This is a genomic window from Halopseudomonas pertucinogena (genome assembly GCF_014646575.1).
In the GTDB taxonomy this organism is placed as follows: domain Bacteria; phylum Pseudomonadota; class Gammaproteobacteria; order Pseudomonadales; family Pseudomonadaceae; genus Halopseudomonas; species Halopseudomonas pertucinogena.
Window position 1 is genome coordinate 152696 of record NZ_BMNN01000002.1, and the last position, 25415, is coordinate 178110.

Below are 25415 nucleotides of genomic sequence, written 5' to 3' on the forward strand. Positions count from 1 at the left end.
TCATTTAGTAAGTCGACTGCTCCAACCCAGTTTACTGCGGCAGATCGCATAGAAATTGTGATTCAGCGGATGGATCAACCGCAGCTTCTGCGCCTTCTTGCGGATGATCACGATATCACCCGGCGCGCAGGCGATGTGTTCCTGACCATCGCAGCTCACCTGGGGATAGATCTCGTTGTTGCGCGAGATGGTGATGCGTATCTCACTGTTGCCCTCCACCACCATCGGCCGGCTGGAAAGCGTATGCGGGTACATCGGCACCAGCACCATCGCGTCCAGCTTGGGATGCATGATGGGACCACCGGCCGACAGGGAGTACGCCGTCGAGCCGGTCGGCGTCGCCACGATCATCCCGTCGGATTTCAGGCTGTAGACGAACTGACCATCAACAAACAGCTCGAATTCAATCATGCGCGCCGATTTGCCCGGGTGCAGCACCACCTCGTTCAGCGCGGAGATGGAGCCCAGCTCCTCGTTATTGCGACAGACGATGGCGTCGAGCAGAAAGCGCGACTCGGCCATGTACTTGCCTTCCAGCACATCGCCCACCCCCTGCTCCAGCTCGTCCGGCGCGATGTCGGTGAGAAAGCCCAGGCCGCCGCGGTTGACACCCAGCACCGGCACGTTCGACTGGCACAGCGCCCGGGCTGCCCCCAGCAGGCTGCCGTCGCCACCCACCACAATCACCAGATCGCACAGATCACCCATGTTCTGACGGGAGCAGACCTGCAGTTGATGGCCGGGCAACAGGTCAGCCACGGCATCCTCAAGGATCACCGTATGGCCCCGCTCCAGCAGGAAGCGCTTCAGACGACGCAGGGTATCCACGACACGGCCACTGCCCAGGCGACCAATCAATCCGATACTGCGGAAATGCTCCATAGATCACTCGCTAATAATCAGCTCAGGAAAATTCCGCACAGGCACGAGCGCACGGATGAAGCGGTAATTATCCGTAGCGAAGGAGCGTTAGGCAAATGAGGGGCGGCAGGATCAGCCCATGTTGGTGGGCGTGCGGCTCTGCAACTTCATCAGTTCACGGCGCAGCAGGCCGTTGACTCTCTGCTGTTCCGCCAGCTCGCGCTTGATGTCCAGCAATTCGCCCTGGGCGATGGTGAGGTGTTCGGCATGCTCGCCCTTGAGCATGTCCAGCTGCTGGCGATAATCCTGCTCCTGCTGACGCAGCCGCGCCTGCAGCTCGCCAATCTGGCGCAGGTATTCGGCCACTTCGCCGGCGTGGGCCTTGCGCAGCTTGTCCATGTCGGCCAGAAGAGTCTCCCGCGCCACCCCCTCGGCCGGTGCGCTCGCCGCACCGTACCAGGCGTCCTCGGCAGCCACCTGGAGATTGTCCGCGGCCAGCACCGCCTTGGCTTCCTCGTCCTCACCGAGAATGCCCAGGCCGTTGCGCGTGACCGCCTGCTTGATCCAGGCCAGATCCGCCTTGCCGCCGCGCTGGCCCGGCTTCCACAGATGCGGGAGATAGTTCCGGTTGGCGCAGAAGCCGAGACACGCCAGCCGAATGGGACCACCGCCCATATCCGGCCCGCGACCGGCCTTCTCGGCAATGTTGCGCAGCGGCAGGTTCCACAAGCGGTTGACGTAGCCGTCCATGTCGAAATCAAGGGTAAAGAAAACCGCAGCCCGCACATGCAGCCGGTGGTTGATCTGCAGAAACACCGCCTCCACCGTCTCGTCGGCGAAGTCCGGTGCGGTTACCAGACCGTCGAGCAAGGCCTCGAACTCGGGGTACAGCATCTCACGCGAGATGCCCTGTTCAGAAAAGAACATCACCGCTTCGGTCAGCAATGGTTTCTGAATCTTGCCCGGGTCGCTTGAGATCATTTGGCTGTGCCCATCCGTGTTTTCTTATCAATCGCCTAACTCTGCACTTTTTTCACAGCGAGTGCATCCACTCCCGTGCAAGTATAGGGAAAACGTCACATCACGGATGTGACAGGGTTGGCAGGGGCGAGGATGGCGTGGTGCTATCGAGTCCGGGCAGGCACAAACCACCAACCCCGGGCGGCCTCCGGCCGCCAATCGCCCCGGGGTCGGGGCTCCTACCGCACCTGGGCATCCTGCAGACAACAGCGCGCAGCCCAATCGCCCCGAGGCCGGGACTCCTCCCGCACGTTGGGTATTCCCGTAGGAGCATCCCCAAAACCCCCGTTCCCGTAGGAGCGGCGCCGGAGCGCCGGACCGCCTCGCCGCGATTGGCGCGCGAAGCGCGCCCGGTAGAGACTGAGAGACGGCAGAAGCAGAGCGCCTCAGATCACCGCCGCCAACCGCGCTCCCTGATCGATCGCCCGCTTCGCATCCAGCTCCGCGGCCACGTCCGCGCCGCCGATCAGGTGTACTGGCTTGCCCAGCGCCTCGACGCCTGCCTGCAGCTCCCGCAGGGGCTCCTGACCTGCGCAGAGAATCACCGTATCCACCGGCAGCACGCTGACCTCGTCCCCGCGGCGAATGTGCAGGCCCTCGTCATCAATCTGCAGATATTCCACCCCATTGAGCATCTTCACCTGCTTGGTCGCCAGCCCGGCGCGGTGGATCCAGCCGGTGGTCTTGCCCAGTCCGGCGCCGACCTTGCTCGGCTTGCGCTGCAGCAGATACACCTCGCGCGCCGGCGGTTCCGGTTGCGGGGTCACACCCGCGATGCCGCCCCGCGCCTGCAGCTCCGGGTCGATGCCCCACTCCTTCCAGAACAGCGCCGTATTGGTGCTCGGGCTCTCCCCCTGGTGGCAGATGAACTCCGATACGTCGAAACCGATCCCACCGGCACCGATCACCGCCACCTTCCGGCCTACCGGCTTGCGCTGCAGGATGGCGTCCAGATAACCGATGACCTTCGGATGATCCACACCCGGAATCGCCGGCACCCGCGGCACGATGCCGGTAGCCAGAATCACTTCATCGAAATCAGCCAGATCCTCTGCAGCAACCCGCGTATTCAGTTTCAGCTCGACACCCGTGGTCTCGATCCGCTTGCCGAAATACCGCAGCGTCTCGTAGAACTCCTCCTTGCCCGGCACCAGCTTGGCCACGTTGAACTGACCGCCGATCTTGTCGGCCGCATCAAACAGCGTCACCGCATGACCACGCTCGGCCGCCACCGTAGCCGCAGCCAGCCCCGCCGGGCCGGCGCCGACCACCGCAATCTTTTTCACCTGGGCAGTCGGAATATAATTCAGCTCGGTCTCGTAACAGGCCCGCGGGTTGACCAGGCAGCTGGTCAGACGACCGCTGAACGTGTGGTCCAGACAGGCCTGGTTGCAGCCGATGCAGGTATTGATCTCGTCCGCCCGGCCAGCCGCGGCCTTGCTGATGAAATCCGGATCCGCCAGGAACGGCCGCGCCATGGACACCATATCCGCATGCCCCTCCGCCAGCACCTGCTCGGCCACTTCCGGCGTGTTGATGCGGTTGGTTGTCACCAACGGGATCGAAACCTCGCCCTTCAGCCGCGCCGTCACCTTGGTGAAGGCCGCACGCGGTACCTTGGTCGCGATGGTCGGAATGCGCGCCTCGTGCCAGCCGATGCCGGTATTGATGATGGTCGCCCCGGCCTTCTCGATCTCCTTCGCCAGCAGCACCACCTCATCCCAGCTGCTGCCGTCTTCCACCAGATCCAGCATCGACAGGCGATAGATGATGATGAACTCCGGCCCCACCGCAGCGCGGACACGGCGCACGATCTCCAGCGGCAGGCGCATGCGATTCTCGTAGCTGCCACCCCAGCGGTCGGTACGCTTGTTGACCCGCTCCACCAGGAACTGGTTGATGAAGTAGCCCTCGGAGCCCATGATCTCCACGCCGTCATAACCGGCCTGCCGGGCCAGCGCCGCGCAGTTGGCGAAGTCGCTGATCTGCTTCTCGATACCCGCCTCGTCCAGCTCCTTCGGCGTGAACGGGTTGATCGGCGACTGCACCGGGCTGGCCGAGACCTGCGCCGGGTTGAACGCATACCGCCCCGCATGGAGGATCTGCAGGCAGATCTTGCCGCCGGCCTCGTGCACCGCCTGGGTGACTACCTTGTGCTTCTCGGCTTCCTCCGGCGTGCTGAGCTTGGCCGCGCCCTTGCCCACGCTGCCCTCCTCGTTCGGGCCGAAGCCGCCGGTCACGATCAGACCGACACCGCCGCGGGCGCGCTCGGCAAAGAACGCCGCCATCCGCTCAAACCCCTGCGGGCGCTCCTCCAGCCCGGTGTGCATCGATCCCATCAGCACACGGTTGCGCAGGGTGGTAAAACCCAGATCCAGCGGGGCCAGCATATGGGGATAAAGGGATTGTCCGCTCATGGTCATGCTCCAGTTCATCATCAGGCGCCGGTTGCGAAGGCAGACGCACCGGCCTGTTCTTTTCATGGAGCAGACGATAGGCCGCGCCCCGGTGACGCTCAATCACCGCAGGTGACATTTTAATTACCCTGGATTACATTCTGCTGCCGGAAGCAAGGAACCTGCCCATGAAACTCGGTGACCTGTCGGTCGGCTATCTCTACAGCCTGCACGCGGCATTGCAGAGCCTCGGTCATGATGCCCAGGCACTGTTCACGCGGTATCGCGTCAGCCGGGACCTGCTAGCCGCGCCCCAGGCCCGCATCAGCATTCCGCGCTTCATGCGGCTCGGGCATGCCGCCATACAGCTCAGCGGTCGCGCTGACATCGGCTTGCTGATGGGGCTGCACAGCCAGCCCGCGCACCTTGGTTTACCCGGCGTTACCGCGCAATGCGCGCCCAGTCTCGGCCAGGCCTTCGACACCCTGGTGCGCTTCGAGCGCCTGACCAGCCAGAACTACCGCGGCCACTCCAGCTTCCAGCCGCCCGCCACGCGCTTCTACTCGATCAGCCCGTACAACCAGTTCAACCTGTTCGTGGTCGACTCGGCCCTGGCGTCGCGCATGCAATTGGCCCGGCAACTGACCGGTGGCGCAGCCCGGCTGCGGGAGGTGCATATCGAGTTTCCTGCACCGCCCCATGCGGAAAGATATGAGGAGGTGTTTGGCTGCCCCGTGCTGTTCGAGCAGGCGCACAACCAGCTGCTGTGGGAGCCGGCCAGCCTGGCGCTGCCCCTGCTGCAGAGCGCTCCGACCACCCACGCCCAACTGCTGGCGCTGTGCGAGCAGCAGCTGCACGAGCTGACCCGGCACCGGCATCTGCGCGAACGGGTGGAAGAGATCCTATCGCCGCAACTGCACCGCCAGCTCCCGGACCTGGCCGAGGTGGCCGCCCAGCTCGGCCTGCCGCCGTGGACCCTGCGCCGTCGGCTGAAGGCCGAAGCCAACACCCGATTTCAGGACATCATCGACGAGATAAGGCGGGATCTGGCTGTGAGTTATATCCGTGACACGGAAACCGCACTGGGTGAAATTGCTTTCCTGCTCGGCTTTTCCTCCCCTGCTGCGTTTCAGCGGGCGTTCAAGCGTTGGACCGGCGAAGCGCCGGGGCAATACAGGAGGCAGGCGAGGCAGCCGCGTCACATTTCCTGAGCGTCGTCCACGTCGTCATCCCATTCCTGGGCGCGCTGTTCAAGCAGTTCTTCTTCGTAATCGCTCATTGTTCTTCTCCCGATTGTCTTGCCTCGCAGGCTAAGCCTGTCGCATTACATTGAGATGAAGCCCACCCGGGAAAGTTCAGGTAATGAGCGCGTCTGCACCATTGACCTTGTCACCATGTCAGGGTTGAAACTGCCGGCAGTCCCCCCGATATAGGAGCAGCAACCATGAGTTCGATCCAACTGAACGTGAAGGAAATGACCTGCGGCAACTGTGTGACTCACGTTACCGACGCGCTCAGGGCCGTCGCTGGTGTGAAAGAAGTCCACGTAGACCTGGAAAAGGGTAAGGTAAGCGTCAAGGGCGACGCCGAAAGCCCCGCCCTGGTCGCCGCACTGAACGAAGCCGGTTACCCCAGCACCGTTGCCCATGATGGCAAGGCGACCTGCTGCGGTGGTTGTCACTGACACGCAACGAGGAATAACCATGCTCAGCAAACTCCGCTACGCCGCCCTTGTCGCCATGATATCTGGCGGCATGGCACACGCCGGCAGCAGCCTCACCATCGACGTCCACCGCGACGCCAATTGCGGTTGCTGCAAGGAGTGGATTCAGTATCTGGAACAGAATGGCTTCACCGTGAAAGATCACGTCGAGCCGAACATGTCAGCCGTCAAACAGCGGCTGGGCGTGCCGGCGCGACTGGGCTCCTGCCACACCGCGGTGATAAACGGCCAGTTCGTTGAAGGCCACGTACCGGCGCAGCAGATCCTGGCCCTGCAGAACCGCCCCGACCTGCTCGGCATCGCCGTCCCCGGCATGCCCATGGGCTCGCCCGGCATGGAATACGGCGACCGCAAGGACCCCTACCAAGTGGTGGGCCTGACCACGGACCGGGACCTGGAAATCGTAGCGGAGTACTGAGCACAGCCCCGTCCATACTGTAGGAGCCCCGACCTCGGGGCGATTGGGCTGCGCAAGCAGCCCCGGGTTGCCTATGTGGTATCAACCGGGGCGCGCTCCGCACGCCTATCGCGGCGAGGCGGACCGGCGATCCGGCGCCGCTCCTACAAAAACCGGTGCTCATACCCCCGATCCGTAGGAGCCCCGACCCCGGGGCGATGCTGGCCGCCAGGCCAGCCTGCGGCCTTGCCGATCTGGCCCGCCTACCTCCCCGCCATCCTCACAACCACCCGCCGGTTCTTCGCCCTGCCCTGCGCCGTGGCATTACTTGCCACCGGGTACCGGTCTCCATGAAACCGCATGGTGATCAGCGACTCATCCAACCCCTGCTCCAGCAGATAGGCCTGCACCGCCAACACCCGCCGCCGTGACAGCTCGCGATTGCTCAACCGGTCGCCGACGCTGTCCGAGTGACCCTCCAGCTCGATTCCGGTAATCGTCGGATCTTCCCGCAGATACTCCAATGCCACATCCAGCAACTGCCGCGCATCCCCGGTCAAGGTGGTACCGGCCGACGGGAAGGTGATAGGCGTGCGGGCGATCTGGTCGATGTTCATCGGCAGCAATCCATTCGTACAGTCCTGAAATTCCAACCAGGCCTGCTGGTAACCCACCGGCGAAATCACCACCCGGATCTGATTCCCCGCATCGCTCATACCGCTGCGCTGAATGGTTGGCTGCAGCCCCTGGGCGAGACCGGCCAGCATCATCCCGGACTGCTCGAAAGGCAACCGCAACGCCCGGTTGCCCGGCTGCACCGTGCCCTGCCCGAGCAGCTGAGCCCGCGTGCCCGGCCGCCAGGGCGGCGCATCGTTATACAGCTGGGCCGGCCCCGGACGCATGATGTTGCTGGCCGCCGACAGCTCGAACACCGGCCGCTCACCCGCCCGGCGCACGAACACCGCCTCACCGAAGCCGTCCACCTGCTGGCTCAGACGGCACTCGAACTTGTCACCGTCCACCGACCACGCCACATTCTCCATGCGGGTCTGGAACGTCAGAGCCTGAACAGGCAGGGCAAAACCCAGCAGCAGAATGAGTGGAAAACGTGGCAAGAGGGGCTCTCCTTGGCGTGAAGCTACAGGAGAAGGGATCGGCGGGGAGTGGGGAAACTTTAGGGGGAGGCTGGCAAGGCCGTGGCCAGACCGGGCGGCCGACTGCCGCCAATCGCCCCGGGGTCGGGGCTCCTACAAAAACCTTGCAGTCACCGGGCTGCGGACCCAATTTCAGCCACGGATCGGTAGGAGCGGCGACCTCGCCGCGATTGGCGTGCGAAGCACGCCCGGCGTACCACAACGTAGCCCGCGGCTGGCCTGGCGGCCAGCTATCGCCCCGGGGTCGGGGCTCCTACAATAAACCCTGCAGCCACCGGGCTGCGGACCCAATTTCCGCCACGAACTTGTAGGAGCGGCGACCTCGCCGCGATTGGCGTGCGAAGCGCGCCCGGCGTCAGGCAACGTAGCCCGCGGCTGGCCTGGCGGCCAGCTATCGCCCCGGGGTCGGGGCTCCTACAGCAAACGTGAGGGAGGGGCAAGCGTGAGGGAGCGGCCTACCTGTAACCACTCGGGTTATTGGACTGCCAGCGCCACGCATCGGCGCACATCCGTTCCAGCCCCAGCTCCGCGCGCCAGCCGAGTTCTTCGGTTGCCCGTGCAGGGTCGGCGTAGCAGGCGGCGACGTCGCCGGGACGGCGGTCGGTCAGTTTGTAGGCGAGCTTGTGGCCGCAGGCCCTTTCGAAGGCGTGCACCATATCCAGCACAGAATACCCGGTGCCGGTGCCCAGGTTGAATGCTCTGATACCCAGCCCGCGGTCCAGCCATTCCAGCGCCTTCACGTGCCCTTCGGCCAGGTCCATCACATGGATGTAATCGCGCACGCCGGTACCGTCATGGGTCGGGTAGTCGCTGCCGAACACGTTCAGATGCTCCCGCCGCCCCACCGCGACCTGGGCGACATAGGGCATGAGGTTGTTCGGCACGTCCGCCGGGTCTTCACCGATGCGTCCGCTGATGTGCGCACCCACCGGATTGAAGTAGCGCAGCAGCGCGATGTTCCAGCTGGCGTCCGACACATGCAGATCCCCCAGCATTTCCTCGATCATCAGCTTCGAGCGGCCATAGGGGTTGGTCGCACTGGTCGGAAAATCCTCCCGGATCGGCAGAGAGGCAGGGTCGCCATACACCGTCGCCGAGGAGCTGAACACCATGTTCTTCACACCGGCCCGCTGCATCGCCTCGCACAGAACGATGGTCCCGCTTACGTTGTTCCAGAAGTAACGCAACGGCTGGCTGACCGACTCGCCCACCGCCTTCAACCCGGCAAAGTGGATCACCGCATCGATGTCATGCTCCGCGAACAGGCGGTCCAGCAGCGCGGCATCGTTGATGTCCCCCTCGACCAGCGCCACCTTGCGGCGGGTGATATCCTCCACGCGCCGCAGGGCCTCGGGGGAGCTGTTGCTGAAATTGTCCAGCACCACCACCTCGTACCCCAGCTCCAGCAGGCGGACAACCGTATGCGAGCCGATGTAACCCGCCCCACCGGTAACCAGAATGGTTCTACTCATGAAATCTTCCTGAAAATCAAATCGCCCGAATGGCCTCCAGCAGCTTTTCGGTCTGCTGCTGCATCAGCGCTCCATCACCCCGGCTTTCCACGTTCAGGCGAATAACCGGCTCGGTATTGGACGCCCGCAGATTGAAGCGCCACTGCTCGAAGCTGATGCTGAGGCCGTCAGTATAATCCACATCCAGAGCGCCCGGGGCATACTGCTGCTCGATCGCCTTCAGCACGGTCGGCGCGTCGGAGACGGTCAGATTGATCTCGCCGGAGGACGGATACGCCGCAATGCGCTCGTCCACCAGCTCCGACAGAGGCTTCTCCTTGCGGCACATCAGCTCCGCCACCAGCAGCCAGGGGATCATGCCGCTGTCGCAATAGGCGAAGTCGCGGAAGTAATGGTGCGCGCTCATCTCGCCGCCGTAGATCGCATCCTCGGCGCGCATGCGTTCCTTGATGAAGGCATGCCCGGCCTTGGTCTGCACCGCCACCCCGCCGTTCTGCTCTATCTGCTCCACGGTGTTCCACACCAAGCGCGGGTCGTGGATGATGCGGGCACCCCGCTCCTTCTGCAGGAACGCCTCGGCCAGCAGCCCGACGATGTAATAACCCTCGATGAACCGGCCCTGCTCATCGAACAGGAAGCAACGGTCGAAGTCGCCATCCCAGGCGATGCCCATGTCCGCCTGGTACTTCAGCACCGCCTCACTGGTCACGCCCCGGTTTTCAGTCAGAATCGGGTTGGGTATGCCGTTGGGGAAAGTGCCGTCCGGCTCGTGGTTGATCTTCACCAGCTCAACCGGGATATGCTGCTCGGCAAAAGCCTTCTCCAGCGCATCGATAACCGGCCCGGCAGCCCCGTTACCCGCATTGACCACCAGCCGCATCGGCGTGAAGGACACCGGATCGACATAGCTCAGCAGATGCTCGATGTAATCCTGGCGGATGTCGATCTGCTCATAGCTGCCCCGATCCTCCTCAGCCACGTTCGGATCACGGCCGTCCACCAGCTCATACTGCGCCGCCTCGGCCAGCGCGCGGATATCCGCCAGACCGGTATCCGCCGAAATCGGCCGCGAGCCCTCACGCACGAGCTTGAAACCGTTGTAGTCGATGGGGTTATGGGAGGCCGTCACCTCGATGCCACCGTCCACGCCGAGGTGGAAGGTCGCGAAATACACCTCCTCGGTGCCGACCATGCCCAGATCCAGCACATCCACGCCCTCATCGCGCAGACCATTGGCCAGCGCGGCCTTCAGCGGCGCAGAACTCTCGCGGATGTCACCGCCCAGTACAACGCGCTTGGGTTTCAGCCACTGGGCGAAGCCGCGGGCGATGCGATAGGCGACGTCTTCGTCCAGCTGGGTGCCGAGCTGGCCGCGGATGTCATAGGCTTTGAAACAGGTGATTTCTGACATGGGACGTTTCCTTGATCGTTTTGGGCGGGGCCGTTACCCCCTCTCCCCCAGCCCCTCTCCCGCGAGGGGAGAGGGGAGTTGTTTGTTTTTGCCAACGTTGGTGTTGGTTTGGGTTTTGGTGTCCGTTGGGGGCGGGAAGGCCCCACCCATCATCAAAACTCAAGCCCCGACAATCCGCCCCAACAACCCCGCAGTAGAAGAATCCACCCCTTCCACCTGCCCTTCCCCACGAATCCACCCCAGTGTATCCACCGCCAGTTTCTTGCCCATCTCCACGCCCCACTGGTCAAACGGATTGATCTCCCAGATCACCGATTGCACGAACACCTTATGCTCATACATCGCAATCAGCGCCCCCAGGCTGTAGGGGTTCAGCTCATCCAGCAACAGGGTCGAGCTGGGCTGATTACCGCGGTAGCGCTGGTGGATGGGCATGTCCTCCGGGTTCTTCAGCGCGGCGTCGCCCAGCGCCAGCAGGCGGGACTGGGCCAGGCAGTTGGCCAGGGCCAGCTCGTGCTGGGATATCAGCTCCTCGGTCACCTCGTCACGATTCTGGTGATAGCGCCGCGCCGGAAGGATGAAGTCACAGGTCACCGGCTCGGTCCCCTGGTGCAGCAGCTGGTAGAACGCATGCTGCGCGTTGGGGCCCACATCGCCCCAGATGATCGGGCAGGTACTGTGCTCGACCAGCTTGCCGTCGCGGGTCACGCTCTTGCCGTTGGACTCCATTTCCAGCTGCTCCAGATACAGCGGCAGCAGTTTGAGTCGACCGTCGTACGGCAGAATCGCCTGGGCGTTGATGTCCAGTACGTTGGTGTTCCATACGCCCACCAGCGCCATCAGCACCGGCAGGTTGCACTCCCAGGGCGCGGTACGGAAGTGCTCGTCCATCAGGTGCGCACCGGCCAGCAGCTGACGGAAGCCGTGCATTCCGACAGTCAGCGCGATCGGCAGCCCGATCGCCGACCACATCGAATAACGCCCGCCGACCCAGTCCCAGATCTGCAGCTGATGTTCTTCGCTGATGCCCCAGTCGGTCATTTTCTGTACAGCGGAAGACACGCCGAGGAAGTGGCAGTGCAGCACGCCGGGCTTGTCTCCCAGAGTGTGCTCCAGCCAGTGGCGCGCGGTCTCGGCGTTGCTCAGGGTGTCGATGGTGGTAAAGGATTTCGACGAGATGATGAACAGCGTCGAGTGCGGGTTCAGGGTGCGCAACAGCTGGGACAGCTGGCTGCCATCCATGGTCGAGGCAAAATGCATGGTCAGGCGGGAGGAGGTTTCCACCGCGCTGTCACAAAGCGCCTCCGCCACCATCTGGGGGCCGAGGTCCGAGCCGCCGACGCCGATGTTCACCACATCGGTCACCACCTCGCCGGTCACACCCCGCCACTGGCCCGAATGCAGCTTGTGGACGATGCGGTCCATGCGCCGGAGCTGCTCGTGGACCTGGGCCGTGATGTCGACACCGTTGATCGAGCAGGACGCGTCCTCGGGCAGGCGCAGTGCCCAGTGCATGGCGGAACGCCCTTCCGTGCAGTTGACCGGGTCCCCGGCGAACAGACGGTCGATCCACTGCGGCAGTTGCTGCTGGCGGGCCAGGTCGAACAGGCGGGCCAGCGTCTGCTCCGTCAGGCGCTGCTTGGAATAATCGAACAACAGCGGCCCGCATTCACAATGCAACCGCTCGAAACGCGCAGGGTCCGCATCAAACAATTCCGCCAGATGCGTATCCCGAATGCCCTCAGCATGATCGGCAAGCACACGCCACATATTTTCAGTTCTCCAGAATGTTTGTTTGGGCCCGTGGGCGCGCGTTGCGCGCCTATCGCGGCGGGGTCGCCGCTCCTACAAAAGCCGGTGCTCATACCCCGATCTGTAGGAGCCCCGACCCCGGGGCGATTGGGCTGCGCAAGCAGCCCTGGGTTGCTTATGCGGTATCAACCGGGGCGCGCGTTGCACGCCAATCGCGGCGAGGTCGCCGCTCCTACAAAAAACGGTGCTCATACCCCCGATCTGTAGAAGTCCCGACCTCGGGGCGATTGGCGCGCGAAGCGCGCCCGGGTCAAGCCCAGAAACCCGCCCTACCGCCGCCCGATCCCGAAATAGGTAAACCCGGCCCTCTTCACAAAATCCGGGTCCCACACATTTCGTCCGTCCAGCAGCAACGACTCTCTCATCTCCGCCTTCAACCGCTTGAAATCCGGGCTCCAGTACGACTTCCACTCGGTCACCAGCATCAGCGCATCCACCCCGGCCGCCGCCTCGTAAGGATCATCATGCAGGACCAGATCATCCCGCTCCCCTGCCCACTCGGCCAGCGCCGGCAGGGCACGGGGGTCATGCACGTGCACCTGCGCACCCTGGGCCCATAGCGCGGTTATCAGCTTCAGCACCGGCGCGTTGTCGATGCGCGACGACTCCGGCTTGAACGCCGCTCCCCAGATAGCCACCTTGCGGCCGCTCAGCTGGTTGTCGTAGTACTGCCACAGTTTGCGGAACAGCGCTTCCTTCTGCCGCTCGTTGATCTGCAATACCTCTTCGATCAACTGCGCCTGCAGGCCGCTGTGCTGCAGGGTGCTGGCCAGACTCATCACGTCGCGGGAGAAGCTCAGCCCGCCAAAGCCGCAACCAGGGTACAGGTAGGCCTCGCCGATACGCTTGTCCGCCCCCATGCCCTGACGCACCCGCTCGATGTCCACATCCAGACTGTCCGCCAGATTGGCCATGTCGTTCATGTAGCTCAGCCGGGTCGCCAGCATGCCGTTGATTGCCAGCTTGGTGAATTCCGCCTCCCGCGGGCGCATGGACATGATCGCATCCCGGCGGCGGTTGAACGGACGCAGAATCTCTGCCACCAGCCGTCCTGCCCAGGGCAGGTCCGCGCCTACCAGCCAGTGTTCGGAACGGGTAAAGCCGTTCAGGGCAGCCCCCTCGGTCAGCAGATCAGGCACACTCACAACAGCGCCATGCCGCGCATCGGCGCCCTCGCGGGACTGCATCGCGCGCTGCAGCGCCTCGGTGCTGCCCACCGGGAAGGTAGACTGGTTGACCACCAGAAACTCGGGATCGATGCTCACAGGCAGAGAGCGGACCAATTCATGGGCATAGTCCAGCAGGTCCGGCGCCAGCGCCAGCCAGAGCACGGTCACACGCGGGTCGGGACGCTGATCCAGACCAACCACCTGCAGACGGCCCTCGCGCTTCTGCTCCAGCATCAGATCAGCCAGACCCGGCTCGCGCAGGGAGAAGGTACCGGTATTCAAGGTGTTGGCCACCCCACCGGGGGATACATGCAGGGTGACCTGATGCCCGGTCGAGGCCAGCGCCGCAGCGCTGACCATGGCACAGAGCGTATCGCCGTAAACATCAATGAACATGGGCCAATCCTCAGCCTTGATAGCGCGCCAGCATCGCCTGGAAGTCCGCACCCAATGTAGGATGCTGCACCCCGTAAGCCACTGTAGCCTCCAGATATCCCAACTTGCTGCCGCAATCATGGGAGCGGGCGGAGATATGCCATGCCTCTACGCCCTCGCCGCGCATCAGCTCGGCAATGGCATCTGTCAACTGGATCTCGCCACCGGCGCCCGGCTCGGTGTTCTCCAGCAGATCGAAGATGCGTGCCGGGAGCACGTAACGCCCGACCACCGCCAGATTCGACGGCGCCTGGTCGCGGGGCGGCTTTTCCACAACCCGACTCATCAGAGCATGCTGGCCCGGCTGCAGGTCAACACCGTGTACGTCCACCACACCATACTGACTGACCAGCTCTTCAGGCACCGGCTCCACCAGAATCTGCGCATGGCCGCCGGTCTCTACAAAACGCCGCGCCATCTGTTGCAGGTCGTTCTCGGGCCCCCGCTGCTCCACCAGCACATCCGGCAGCAGCACCGCAAAGGGCTCGTTACCCACCACGGGGCGAGCACAGTAAACGGCATGGCCCAGACCCAGCGCACGGCCCTGGCGCACAGCGGTCACCTTAAGCTGCGGGGGGGGCAATATCACGCAGCACCTGCAGCAGCTCGTGCTTGCCACGACGCTCCAGCTCGGCTTCCAGCTCGTAGTTCACATCGAAGTGATCTTCGATGGCCTTCTTGCTCGAGTGCGTGACCAGCACAATTTCGTTGATCCCGGCTGCCAGTGCTTCCTCAACCACGTACTGGATCACCGGCTTGTCCACCACCGTTACCATTTCCTTCGGGATTGCCTTGCTCGCAGGCAGGAAACGCGTTCCCAGACCTGCAACCGGTAAAACTGCCTTGGTAACCTTCACGGTAGCTCCTGTATAAGAATCGAACAGACAAAAAATAGGAAAGCCAAGCGGCGCGCGAGTTCAGTGATTTTATATGAAGTGGAGGGGGATAGCCCGGTTGGTCTTGTGGATGTGGCCTTGGGGCTGCTGGCGCAGCCCTATCGCCCCGGGGTCGGGGCTCCTACAGTCGAGAGGGCGACCGGGTTTGGGGGGCGTTACCGGGTTTGGAATATCCCCCGGGTTTGGGTAACACCACCTTCGGGACCGGGTTTGTAGGAGCGGCGCCGGGACGCCGGACCGCCCCGCCGCGATGGGCGCGCGACGCGCGCCCGGCCGGTTACCTGCAGGCAACCTTGGGGCTGCTGGCGCAGCCTATCGCCCCGAGGTCGAGGCTCCTACGGGTTGGGGGGAGGGATTCTCAGTCACTCCCAAACAGGTCCCGGGTATATACCTTGCCGGCCACATCCACTAATTCCGGCGCTTGCCTGTTGGCCACGACCACATCGCTGATCCGCTTGAACTCATCCAGATCACGCACCACCCGCGCGCCATGGAAGCTTTCTCCCTTCAACACCGGCTCATACACCACCACCTCCACCCCGCTGGCCTGGATGCGCTTCATCACGCCCTGGATGGCGGAGGCGCGGAAGTTGTCCGAGCCGGTTTTCATTACCAGGCGGTAGATACCCACCACCCCCGGCCTGCGCGCGAGAATGGAACTGGCGATGAAGTCCTTGCGGGTGGCGTTGGCCTCGACGATGGCCCTGATCAGGTTATTCGGCACCTGGTCATAGTTGGCCAGCAGCTGACGGGTGTCCTTGGGCAGACAATAGCCGCCGTAACCGAAACTGGGGTTGTTGTAGTGCTTGCCGATACGCGGGTCCAGGCCTACCCCCTCGATCACCTGCCGGCTCTGCAGGCCCCGGGCTTCACAGTAGCTGTCGAGCTCGTTGAAGTAGGCCACGCGCATCGCCAGGTAGGTATTAGAGAACAGCTTGATGGCTTCCGCCTCGGTGGAGTCGGTGAACAGCACAGGCACATCCTGGCGCACCGCGCCCTGCCGCATCAGCCCGGCAAAGAACCGCGCCCGCTCGCTGCGCTCACCGACAATGATTCTGGAAGGATAGAGATTGTCATGCAGCGCCCGGCCTTCACGCAGAAACTCGGGAGAGAAAAGGATATTGTCGGTCGCGAACCGCTGGCGGATGTCGCGGGTGTAGCCAACCGGAACGGTCGACTTGATCACCATTACCGCACCGGGGTTGATCGCCAGCACATCGGCAATCACCGACTCCACCGTGCTGGTATCGAAGCAGTTGGTATCCGGATTGTAGTCAGTGGGCGTGGCGATGATGACAAACTGCGCATCACCCAACGCCAGCTCCCTGTCCAGCGTTGCCCGCAGGTTCAGTGGCCGATTCGCCAGGAAGTCGCTGATCAGCGCATCTTCGATGGGCGACAGCCGGTCATTGAGCAGATCGACCTTCTCCGGAACGATGTCCAGCGCCACTACCTGATTATGCTGCGCCAGCAGCACCGCGTTGGACAGGCCCACATAACCGGTCCCCACCACAGCAATCTTAACCATCGGCCCCACGGCTCCCAGTCAATCAACGAGACTGGGACCCATGGTGCAGTGGGAATATGACTGTTTGGCGTCTCAGCGGCGCAGGGCTTTCTCGTCGCCGGCCGCCTCGGCAATCCGGTCTTCAGCATCGCCGGTAGAACCGGACTCCGATACCGGGGGAGTAACAGCCACCAGCGGCGCAGCGGCAGCCTCGCGCTGCTCATGCTGCTGGTACAGAAGATCGACAATGCCGTTAGGCGGCTCATAACCCTGAACGGTGCTCAGCAGTATCTCGCGCACCGCTTCGTAGTCATCCCGGCGCACCGCCTCGCGCAGCCCGCCGAGGACCGGCAGCAGCGCGGACCAGCGCAGATACACCTCATTCGCCCGGCGAATCTTGGGATGACTGGTGGACTCGGGGTTGTCGCCGATCAGCAGCTCTTCATACAGCTTCTCACCCGGCCGCAGACCACTGAAGGTAATGGCGATATCGCCGTTGGGGTTGTACTCGTCGCGCACCGTCAGGCCGGAGAGCATCACCATCTTGCGCGCCAGGTCGACAATGGTGACCGGCTCGCCCATGTCCAGAACGAACACATCACCACCCTGCCCCATGGCCCCCGCCTGGATCACCAGCTGCGCTGCCTCGGGAATGGTCATGAAGTACCGGGTGATTTTCGGGTGGGTCACGGTAACCGGCCCACCACGGCGGATCTGCTCACGGAAGCGCGGGATCACCGAGCCGGACGACCCCAGCACGTTACCAAAGCGCACCATCGTGAAGCGCGTGCGGTTCACCTGGTTCACTGCCGACGCCTCGCCGAACAGCCGCGGTGCGGGTTCATGACTCAGCGCCTGCAGCACCATCTCCGCCAGACGCTTGGTCGAACCCATCACGTTGGTCGGGCGCACCGCCTTGTCAGTAGAAATCAGCACAAAATTCTCGACCCGGCACTTGATCGCCGCCTGGGCCGCATTCACCGTACCGAAGACGTTGTTCATGATGCCTTCGGCGATGTTGTGCTCCACCATCGGCACGTGCTTGTAGGCCGCGGCGTGGTAGACGGTATTGACCTTCCACGCGCTCATCACGTCCTGCAGCCGCGTGAAGTTGCGGATCGACCCCATGATCGGCACCAGCCGGATCGGCGCTTCATGGCGGCGAATCCAGGCTTCCAGCTCCGCATGAATCTCGTACAGCGCGAATTCGCTGTGCTCGTACAGCACCAGAGTAGTCGGCTGGGACAGCACGATCTGACGGCACAGCTCACTGCCGATCGAGCCCCCGGCCCCGGTCACCATGACCGCCTGCCCCTTGATGCAACGCTGGAACAGGGACATATCCGGCGGCACCGGGTCGCGGCCCAGCAGGTCGGCAACATCCACCTCCTGCAGATCGTCCACCTTCACCTTGCCGGCGGCCAGATCCATGATGCCGGGAATGGTGCGCACATGCACACCATGGCCCTGCAGCGCAGTGAGAATCTCCTGGCGCCGCGAGCGGGATGTGGACGGCATCGCCAGCATGATCTCGCTGACCCCGGTCTGCGCCACCAGCTTGCCAACGTCGGCACCGGCATACACCGGCAATTCGGAAATGGTCCGCCCGTTCAGCTGCGGGTCGTCATCCAGAAAGGCCACCGGCTTGTACAGCCGCCCCACCTTCAGCGACGCCAGCAACTGCAGACCGGCCGAACCGGCACCGTAGATCGCCACCGGCTTGCCCCCGGCCTCGCTGTCCTTGTTCTTGCTGTGAGAATGCCGCAGCGCAGGCAACCCGGCCGTCAGCCAGTCACCCATGAAATACTCGCGGGCCAGCAGGCGCAGGCCGCCGATCAGGATCAGACTCAATGTCCAGTAGGAGAAAAGCACCGCCCGCGGCAGCTCGACCTGCCAGCCAAGGTCCTTGGCCAGCAGCACAACGAAAGCGAAGGTAAGCGCACCGAAGGTCACCGCCTTGGCGATGCAGTACAGGGCCATGTTACCGAAGTGGCGCATCACCGCCCGGTACATGCCCATGCGGATGTAGACAGGTATGGCCAGCAGCGGCCCGAGGACAAACAACCAACCCTGACCCGCGCTAGGCGAGCGCCAGCCTTCGTCTCCCAGCTGCAGAAACAACGCAAGCCACAGCGCTGCCGACAAGAGCACCAGATCCGCAGCGATCTGGATAATGCGTTTCTGGCGGCAGCTCAATCCTATCAATTTTTCTTTTAACACTTTCGTTCCTCAGACATTGCAGCTGTAGACCCTGTCTAAAGCTGACATGCCGTGTTACGAAATGTTCAATGAATAACTGCACTACGACGCAGGGTGAGCCCGTACCTCCCTGCAACGCCCGGGCTCCGATCAGCAGATGTAAATAAAAGGTTAAATCACCTTTGTGACACCGGTATGAGCGCACTCCCCGAGCACGTCATCGATCACCGCGCAGGTCCTGTCGATCTCCGCCTCGGTCAGCGTGGGGTGCACCAGGAACATCAGGCTTGTCTCGCCCAGCTCGCGGGCCACCGGCAGCCGCTCGGCCGGCCGCCAATCGGTACCGTCGAAGGCCTTCTCCAGATAGACCTCCGAGCAGGAGCCCTGAAAACAGGGCACGCCCCGCTCGACGATGGCGTCGATGATGCGGTCCCGCGTCCAGCCCTCGGCCAGCTTCTCCGGGCGCACCTGCACATAGCACTTGTAATGGGCATGCACGCAATCGGATGGGAACGCCGGCACCCGCAGCGCCGCATGCTGGCGGCAGGCATCCCAGATGCGCTCCGCGTTGCGCGTGCGCGCCGCGGTCCAGTCCGCCATCCGCTTGAGCTGGATGCGCCCGATCACCGCCTGCAGCTCGGTCATCCGCCAGTTGGTGCCGAAGCTCTCATGCAACCAGCGAAAGCCAGGGGCATGCTCGCGCTCATACACCGCCTCCCAGCTCTTGCCATGGTCCTTGTATGACCACATGCGCGACCACAGCTCGCGGTCATTGGTGGTCACCATGCCGCCCTCGCCGCCGGTGGTCATGATCTTGTCCTGGCAGAACGACCAGCAGCCCACATCACCAATGGAGCCGACCGACCGCCCCTTGTAACGTGCCCCATGGGCCTGGGCGCAATCCTCGATCACATGCAGCCCATGCTCACGGGCCAGCGCCATGATCGGGTCCATATCGCACGGCCAACCGGCCAGATGCACACAGATGATCGCCCGGGTACGCTCGGTCAGCACCGCCCGCACCGTATCGGCGGTAATGTTCTGTGAATCCGCATCCACATCGGCAAACACCGGCACCGCCCCTGCGGTCACAATGCTCGAGGCCGAGGCCAGGAAGGTACGCGAAGTCACCACCACCTCGTCGCCCTCGCCTATCTCCAGCGCCTTCAGCGCCAGGTCCAGCGCCAGCGTACCGTTGGCCAGCGCCACCGCGTACTCGGCATCGGCCCAGGCAGCAAACTCCTTCTCGAACTCGCGGCCTTCCTGGCCCGTCCAGTAGTTGACCCGGTTGGACAACAGCACATCACGCACTGCATTGGCCTCTTCCTCGGTGAAGGAAGGCCAGGGGGAAAAAGGTCCGTTCAGCATGATTATCCTGTATCAGTCATCAGATTCGTTTTGCACAGCAGGTGACGGTCACTCCACCACCGTCACCCCATTCCAGCCGACCCGCTCGATAAGCGCCGCCAGCCCGGGGCTCCGGTAACGCAGCCCCGCATCTTCCCAGCGCTGTTTCACGCTGATATGCACCACAGGCTCCACAGGGCGCACCGATCTGCGCCCCATCGCCTTGTAGAAACCCTTGTATTCGTTGTGTTGAGTACCGGCGTAGTCCGGCTTCATCCGCTGAAGCAGGTGCGGCTCCAGCCCCAGCCCGCAAGCCTGGGCCTCCCGGGCCATCCACTGCCCGGCCACATCCCCCAGACCACAGTCCGGGTAGCCGCCGCCGACATCCGTATGGACCCCGGCAAACCACACCTGTTGCAGATCGATCCCTGCCTTGGCCGCCCACAGCGCCGGCTCGAAGTCCTGGCGGTTCTCGTCGATGGACACCGCATGGCGCGCATGATTGATGATGCTGCTGGGCGCCGTGTCGTGAAACAGATAGCGATCCGTACCCAGCGTGCCGAGAAACGGCGCGGGAATACCCAGCGCCCCGACGGTATCGAACACACCGATAAAGTGGATACGGCTCACATCCGCCTCGGCATAATCACGCCGAAAGGCCACCGCATTCTCCCGCGCCGGCGCCGACGCCGGGCCACGGTTGCGATAGAGGTTGTAGGCCTGGCCGACCCTATTCGCATGTTCGCGACGCAGAATGCCGCAATTGCGGATCAGCCCCGCCAGCGAGCGCACCGTATAAGCCCCACGGCTGAAGCCGAACAGGTACAGCGCATCCCCCGGCTCGTAGTTGTGCACCACAAAGCGGTAGCAGTCCTGAATGTTCTTGTCGATGCCCTTGCCGGTGATTCCGCCGGTAAACCTATCCCCGGACGAACCCACGCCCCAGTCGTAGAAGACCACCTGCTTGTTGCCGGCAGCATCCAGCGGTGCAACGCCCTCGGCCAACCTCAGAACGTGAGTAGTGCTATCGGATTCCGGGGACTGCCAGGTCCCGTCTGAACAGATGATGATGTTTTTCATAGGAGCTCCCTTTCCTGCAGCGAAGCGAAACCACCACTACGTCAGGTCGAGCTGGCTAGATACCCACCGGCACCTCGACCAACGTATCGCACTTGGCGAATCCCTTACCCACCGCGTAGCTGTAATCGCCAGGCGCCCGCCCTTGGTACGCTTCCAGCAGCATCTGGACATGATTGGCGCCAGCCAGATGGGTAAAGGGATAACCGCCGCCAAACCTGGGGTTGAATTCAAGCAGGTAGAACTTGCCATCTCGCTCCAGGAAATCGCAATCCAGATTGCCCCGGTGAGGTAATGCGCTGGCGATTCTGTCGATCAGGTCTCGGAACAGCTCGGGGGGGACAGTGACAGCTTTATCAGTTTCACCGGCACGCATGGCGAGCTTCTTCTTGGCGGCAAAACCAAGGTAGTTCTCCTGATGGTCATAAAGCATATCCACACCGTACTCCGGGCCCTGGATCACTTCCTGAATGATGACCGAGTCATCAGATCCCAGAGAAGACAGCGCGCTCTTGGCCACTGCTTTGCGGCAGCTTTCGAAGCCGGTGATCAGATCTTCGCGGTTATCCACTACAAACAGACCGATCGAGGCGCTCCCCCACCGTGGTTTGATAATCAGGGGAAAGCGCACCTGGCCAAGCTCCAGAGCCTCCGCAGCGTCCGCTGGACTCAAGAAAGTGGCGGGAACGGATACGCCGATTTCGCGTGCAAATTCAAACGTCCGCCATTTATCAGCACATACATCCAGCGTCGTAAGCGATGGCACATAAACGGTGGCGCCGGTCTGTTCTTCAATTTCGGCGCGGTGGGCAGCCAAGAGCCCGGCCTCAAGATCGTTGAGGGAGAAAACCATGTGAATGTTTTCTTTGATCATTACTTTCTTGAGTGCGTCCAGATAACCATCCTCGAATACACCGGGTACCTGATGAGCAGCATCACAGGCCTGCAGCGCCGGAGCAGATAGATCCATGTCGGTGCCAACGACGCGACCGGACTTGCCAAGAGCTTGCTGGAAATAAGAAGCTAGATAGTGACGACGCCCGGCGCAGGTGAGTAGAACGTTCAGCATTTTATACCCTTAATCAAGTCTCGGCGTAGATCCCGCTCTCTTCCCACTCTTGCCGAAGAATGGAAAGCAGATATTGATCTTTCAATTCACCATGTGACCAAATATCCCTTCTAAGCAAGCCTTCAGTCTTCCACCCCAGAGCAGTCGTAGCTTTGATCGCTCGCTCGTTTTGAGACAGCTGATAAAGGTAGATCCGCTCTAATCCCAGCTCCGCAAACCCATAATTTACAAGTAACTTATAACCATCCCGGCCATATCCTTCGCCCCAGCACGATTTATCACCGATAAAAATGTACAGCTCAGCCTTTCTCGCCTTAGTGTTTATGTTTATGAGGCCACCAAAGCCTATGACAGCCGAGTCATCGTTACGGATGAAGGTAAAATCGATACGATTTGTCGAAAGCACATTTTTCGAAAACCAAGCTTCGGTTTTGGCGATTGATGTTGGATAGTCGAAATTCAGTGTCCTCTGTACCTCAACATCATTCAAAAATTCCACTCGCTTTTTCAAATGCTCTTTTGCAAGCAGCTGAAGTGCGATACGGCTACCTACAAGTGAAAAACCTGCCATGTCCGGCTCCGCGCTGTTATAAATTCATTGAAGTTAGATTCAAAAGGCCGCCGGTGTGCCAAAAAACCACCATGCTGCCGGGAGGTATTTCTCCTGAGCGAACGAGGTCCCTTAAGCCAAACATCGCCTTGCCCGTATAGGTAAGATCCAATGGGATACCCTCATCACGGATCACCGACTGGATAAAAGAAACGAGCTCAGGGCTATGCCGCTCGTACCCGCCAAACCGGTACCCATCGCGAAAATGGATCTTGTCCAGCGGGAAACTGCACGGCAGCAGCTTGATGATTTCTTCTCGCCCTCGCTGTCCTGCCCTGGCTACGGAAATGCCCGTCACGCTAGTGCTCCAACCTAGTTTCTCAACGCCGGCTAATAATCCTGCTTGAGTCCCTCCGGTGCCGGAGGCGTGCACTATATAATCCGGCGCTGTTGGCAATTCGGCGACAGCATTGCTATAGGCTTCGACGCCTTCAACCGCGTGGCCTCCCCCAGGGATGACCACGACCGAGCGACCATCCTGTAGGCTGGCTCGTTCCAGTCGCACGATCGTCGGCCCAATTTGCTCGCTATCTACGTAATGGGTTGCCGCGCCGGCGCTACGGTAGAAGAACGAATTCCCTCTAGTGCTCAGCGCAGGCTTATCCCCATGCAGAACCAGATGCACCTCGCACCCGAGCTGGGCGCCCATAAGCGCTACGACGCGCGCATGGTTCGATTCAGCGCCACCGTTGGTAATTAAGACCTCGGGCTTGCGCCCGCCCTTGGAAGCCGCATCCAAGATTGCAACGTTCTTGCGTACCTTATTACCGCCCAACCAAAGAGGTATCAGATCATCTCGCTTTATCCATAAATCTACGCCCCAGCGACGAGATAACTTTTCTAATCTGTAAAGGGGAGAAGCATATATAGAGGTCGAGATCATAATGACCCGCGCCTCTCATCACTGAGCTTTTGATAAATCTCTGAAGGCACAACAACTACTCCTTCTCGCTTAAAAACCTGATAAATTGTTTTGAAAATAATTTTTATATCAAGCCAAATTGATCGGGTTCTTACGTATTCTACATCTATAGCCAACCTGTCGTTCCAGCTTGTGGAGTTACGTCCGCTCACCTGTGCGAGCCCTGTAATACCTGGACGAACAGCATGCCTCAACATTTCTTCATCTGTGTAGTATTCAAGGTATTCCATTAGCAAGGGGCGTGGTCCAACCAAACTCATATCCCCCTTCAAAACATTCCATAACTCCGGAAGCTCATCCAAACTAGTGGATCGCAATAAGCGACCGAAGGTAGTTACGCGCTCTGAATCAGATAAAAGCTCTCCCCCAGTATCATAAGCGTTACGCATTGTCCGAAACTTGATCATCTTGAAAGGTTGCCCCTTCAACCCGGGCCTGATTTGACTGAAAAGTACAGGCGATCCCAAGCTTCTGCGAACACAAACGGCAACAACCAACATAACCGGAGAGAGTAACAAAAGACCCAATATAGAGCCAACAATATCAAACAACCTTTTCACAATTTGCAACCCCTCGCGCAAGGCATATTAGCCAACAGATAAAAAGGCGACCCCATCAATCTTGGAAAATGTCAAATGAGAAAGCTTACATTTCAATTTAATGCCTACTAAGCTTTTATGCATCTTATTCAGCCCTATCAAGCACAACGGATTCCAAAGTGCGAGCAATTGCGGAATACTCATATTTTTCCAACACCGCCAACCTAGCATTGCGACCCATAATTTCACGCTTCTCAGGAGACATATTATAAAGAGCGAGTATGGCGCCTGCGGCCTCCTCGGGAGACTCCGGCTCAATCTGGATACCGGCGTTAGCTTCTGAAATAGGACAATAGCCGCCGGAGTCGATGGAATACACCACTGGTCTAGCCGAGTACATATAATCAAACAACTTGTTAGGCGAAACTCCATACCTAAACAACGGATCTTTTGTCAGACCTATATAGCACACATCCATAACACTCAGTACCGACTGTACCTGTGTTTTCTTCACCGACGGCCATAAGTGTACGTTAGTCAGCTCTAGATCATTTATGAGTACGCTCAAATCATGGGTTTTTTGACCTTTACCCACTATGTTGAAATGAATATCCGTGACATCCTTCAACAAACTTGCAGCCATTATCAAGGTTTCGAGTGAATTCGCAGCACCCACTGTTCCCGCATAGACAACGGAAAAAGGTTGCTTTTTAAATTCTGATACCATCAACTCTGGGGCCGGCTCAACCGCAGAGACTTCGTGAATAGAAACCCCGTTTGGCACCCATGCAAATTTCTCGCGATCCAGGCCACGCGCGACCATGTGATGATGGGACTCTCTAAGGTTAGAAATAACTTTATGTGATTTCTTATAAGCCAAGTCTTCAATTTTTTGCAAAAAAACAATAAATGGATGGCTAGGCGAGAACCCGCCCAACTGGACAAGCGTTAATGGCCAAATATCGCGAACCTCAAAAATCAACCGAGCTTTAAATTTTCTTGATAGGTAATACGCACTGAGGAAGCCTATAAGAGAAGGCGAAGAGTAAATTATTACATCAGGACGCTCGCCGAGCTTCTTTTGTAACTGCAGCAACCTAACCCCAAAAACAAGCCAGTTCAATATCCGCTTCTTATCATGGGCGTGCTTATATTTACCCACTGAAATTCTTATAAAACGAAATCCTTCAAAGCTCTCCTGTTCGGGTGCGTCGTCCGCAGCTTCTGTATCTCGTGTGCCGTGAGTCCAACGAGCAGCTATCAGTGTAACTCTGTGGCCGAGCCGGGCGAGCTCCCTGGATAAGTGTCGGTGTCGCCCTCCGATGCCTGTACTGGGCAGAGATGCGTACTGATTAATTATCCAGATTCTCTTCGGATCCGCTTTCATTCCCCCCCCCCC

General features: G+C 60.9%; 22 protein-coding genes. 3 read left to right on the plus strand and 19 right to left on the minus strand.

The window, feature by feature from the left end:
• The 3 genes from IEW63_RS05925 to IEW63_RS05935 all read right to left on the minus strand — a co-directional run bounded on the left by IEW63_RS05925 (position 1) and on the right by IEW63_RS05935 (position 4298).
• Positions 1 to 882: an NAD(+) kinase gene (locus tag IEW63_RS05925; protein WP_188635693.1), complete on the minus strand. Its 882-nt coding sequence runs from the start codon at positions 880 to 882 to the stop codon at positions 1 to 3.
• Positions 883 to 993: 111 nt separating this feature from the next.
• Entirely contained in the window at positions 994 to 1842 is an 849-nt protein-coding gene (locus tag IEW63_RS05930) for a hypothetical protein (protein WP_188635694.1), read from the minus strand.
• A gap of 425 nt (positions 1843 to 2267) precedes the next feature.
• Complete coding sequence (locus IEW63_RS05935; protein WP_188635695.1) at positions 2268 to 4298, minus strand: NADPH-dependent 2,4-dienoyl-CoA reductase; 2031 nt, start codon at positions 4296 to 4298, stop codon at positions 2268 to 2270.
• A gap of 167 nt (positions 4299 to 4465) precedes the next feature.
• On the opposite strand from IEW63_RS05935, the gene IEW63_RS05940 reads away from it, so the two are divergent.
• From IEW63_RS05940 to IEW63_RS05950, 3 genes are all read left to right on the plus strand, one after another.
• Positions 4466 to 5488, plus strand: a complete 1023-nt coding sequence (locus tag IEW63_RS05940) for an AraC family transcriptional regulator (RefSeq protein WP_188635696.1) — start codon at positions 4466 to 4468, stop codon at positions 5486 to 5488.
• 233 nt (positions 5489 to 5721) lie between these two features.
• Positions 5722 to 5961: a heavy-metal-associated domain-containing protein gene (locus IEW63_RS05945; protein ID WP_188635697.1), complete on the plus strand. Its 240-nt coding sequence runs from the start codon at positions 5722 to 5724 to the stop codon at positions 5959 to 5961.
• Between the two features lie 19 nt (positions 5962 to 5980).
• Positions 5981 to 6418: a DUF411 domain-containing protein gene (locus IEW63_RS05950; RefSeq protein ID WP_188635698.1), complete on the plus strand. Its 438-nt coding sequence runs from the start codon at positions 5981 to 5983 to the stop codon at positions 6416 to 6418.
• Positions 6419 to 6660: 242 nt separating this feature from the next.
• Here the strand turns inward: IEW63_RS05950 and IEW63_RS05955 are convergent, their stop codons facing one another.
• The 16 genes from IEW63_RS05955 to IEW63_RS06025 form a co-directional block, all read right to left on the minus strand.
• Positions 6661 to 7512 carry a flagellar protein MotY gene (locus tag IEW63_RS05955; protein ID WP_188635699.1) on the minus strand — a complete coding sequence of 284 codons (852 nt, stop codon included), beginning with the start codon at positions 7510 to 7512 and terminating at the stop codon, positions 6661 to 6663.
• Positions 7513 to 8006: 494 nt separating this feature from the next.
• The gene (galE, locus tag IEW63_RS05960; RefSeq protein WP_188635700.1) at positions 8007 to 9023 is read right to left on the minus strand and encodes a UDP-glucose 4-epimerase GalE; all 1017 of its coding nucleotides are present in this window, start codon (positions 9021 to 9023) and stop codon (positions 8007 to 8009) included.
• Positions 9024 to 9039: 16 nt separating this feature from the next.
• A complete protein-coding gene (locus IEW63_RS05965) occupies positions 9040 to 10434 on the minus strand; it encodes a phosphohexomutase domain-containing protein (protein ID WP_188635701.1) in 1395 nt (464 codons plus the stop codon).
• Between the two features lie 159 nt (positions 10435 to 10593).
• A complete protein-coding gene (gene pgi, locus IEW63_RS05970; protein WP_188635702.1) occupies positions 10594 to 12204 on the minus strand; it encodes a glucose-6-phosphate isomerase in 1611 nt (536 codons plus the stop codon).
• A gap of 311 nt (positions 12205 to 12515) precedes the next feature.
• A complete protein-coding gene (locus IEW63_RS05975; RefSeq protein WP_188635703.1) occupies positions 12516 to 13811 on the minus strand; it encodes a UDP-glucose dehydrogenase family protein in 1296 nt (431 codons plus the stop codon).
• 10 nt (positions 13812 to 13821) lie between these two features.
• Complete coding sequence (locus tag IEW63_RS05980) at positions 13822 to 14412, minus strand: UTP--glucose-1-phosphate uridylyltransferase (RefSeq protein ID WP_272872576.1); 591 nt, start codon at positions 14410 to 14412, stop codon at positions 13822 to 13824.
• Position 14413: 1 nt separating this feature from the next.
• Positions 14414 to 14707: a sugar phosphate nucleotidyltransferase gene (locus IEW63_RS14695; protein ID WP_272872577.1), complete on the minus strand. Its 294-nt coding sequence runs from the start codon at positions 14705 to 14707 to the stop codon at positions 14414 to 14416.
• A gap of 397 nt (positions 14708 to 15104) precedes the next feature.
• Complete coding sequence (locus tag IEW63_RS05985) at positions 15105 to 16274, minus strand: nucleotide sugar dehydrogenase (protein ID WP_188635704.1); 1170 nt, start codon at positions 16272 to 16274, stop codon at positions 15105 to 15107.
• Positions 16275 to 16346: 72 nt separating this feature from the next.
• On the minus strand, positions 16347 to 18473 hold the full coding sequence (locus tag IEW63_RS05990) for a polysaccharide biosynthesis protein (RefSeq protein WP_229710363.1): 2127 nt from the start codon (positions 18471 to 18473) through the stop codon (positions 16347 to 16349).
• Positions 18474 to 18623: 150 nt separating this feature from the next.
• Positions 18624 to 19820, minus strand: coding sequence for a DegT/DnrJ/EryC1/StrS family aminotransferase (locus tag IEW63_RS05995; RefSeq protein WP_188635705.1), 1197 nt, complete (start codon positions 19818 to 19820; stop codon positions 18624 to 18626).
• Between the two features lie 48 nt (positions 19821 to 19868).
• A complete protein-coding gene (locus tag IEW63_RS06000) occupies positions 19869 to 20879 on the minus strand; it encodes a T6SS phospholipase effector Tle1-like catalytic domain-containing protein (RefSeq protein ID WP_188635706.1) in 1011 nt (336 codons plus the stop codon).
• A gap of 55 nt (positions 20880 to 20934) precedes the next feature.
• Complete coding sequence (locus IEW63_RS06005) at positions 20935 to 21945, minus strand: ATP-grasp domain-containing protein (RefSeq protein WP_188635707.1); 1011 nt, start codon at positions 21943 to 21945, stop codon at positions 20935 to 20937.
• A gap of 13 nt (positions 21946 to 21958) precedes the next feature.
• Positions 21959 to 22516, minus strand: a complete 558-nt coding sequence (locus IEW63_RS06010; RefSeq protein WP_188635708.1) for a GNAT family N-acetyltransferase — start codon at positions 22514 to 22516, stop codon at positions 21959 to 21961.
• A gap of 16 nt (positions 22517 to 22532) precedes the next feature.
• Entirely contained in the window at positions 22533 to 23438 is a 906-nt protein-coding gene (locus IEW63_RS06015; protein ID WP_188635709.1) for a 1-aminocyclopropane-1-carboxylate deaminase/D-cysteine desulfhydrase, read from the minus strand.
• Positions 23435 to 24040, minus strand: a complete 606-nt coding sequence (locus IEW63_RS06020; protein WP_188636057.1) for a sugar transferase — start codon at positions 24038 to 24040, stop codon at positions 23435 to 23437. The genes IEW63_RS06015 and IEW63_RS06020 overlap by 4 nt, the downstream gene beginning before the upstream one ends.
• Before the next feature lie 121 nt (positions 24041 to 24161).
• The coding region (locus IEW63_RS06025) for a glycosyltransferase family 4 protein (protein WP_229710364.1) at positions 24162 to 25415 on the minus strand (1254 nt) is incomplete at its 5' end.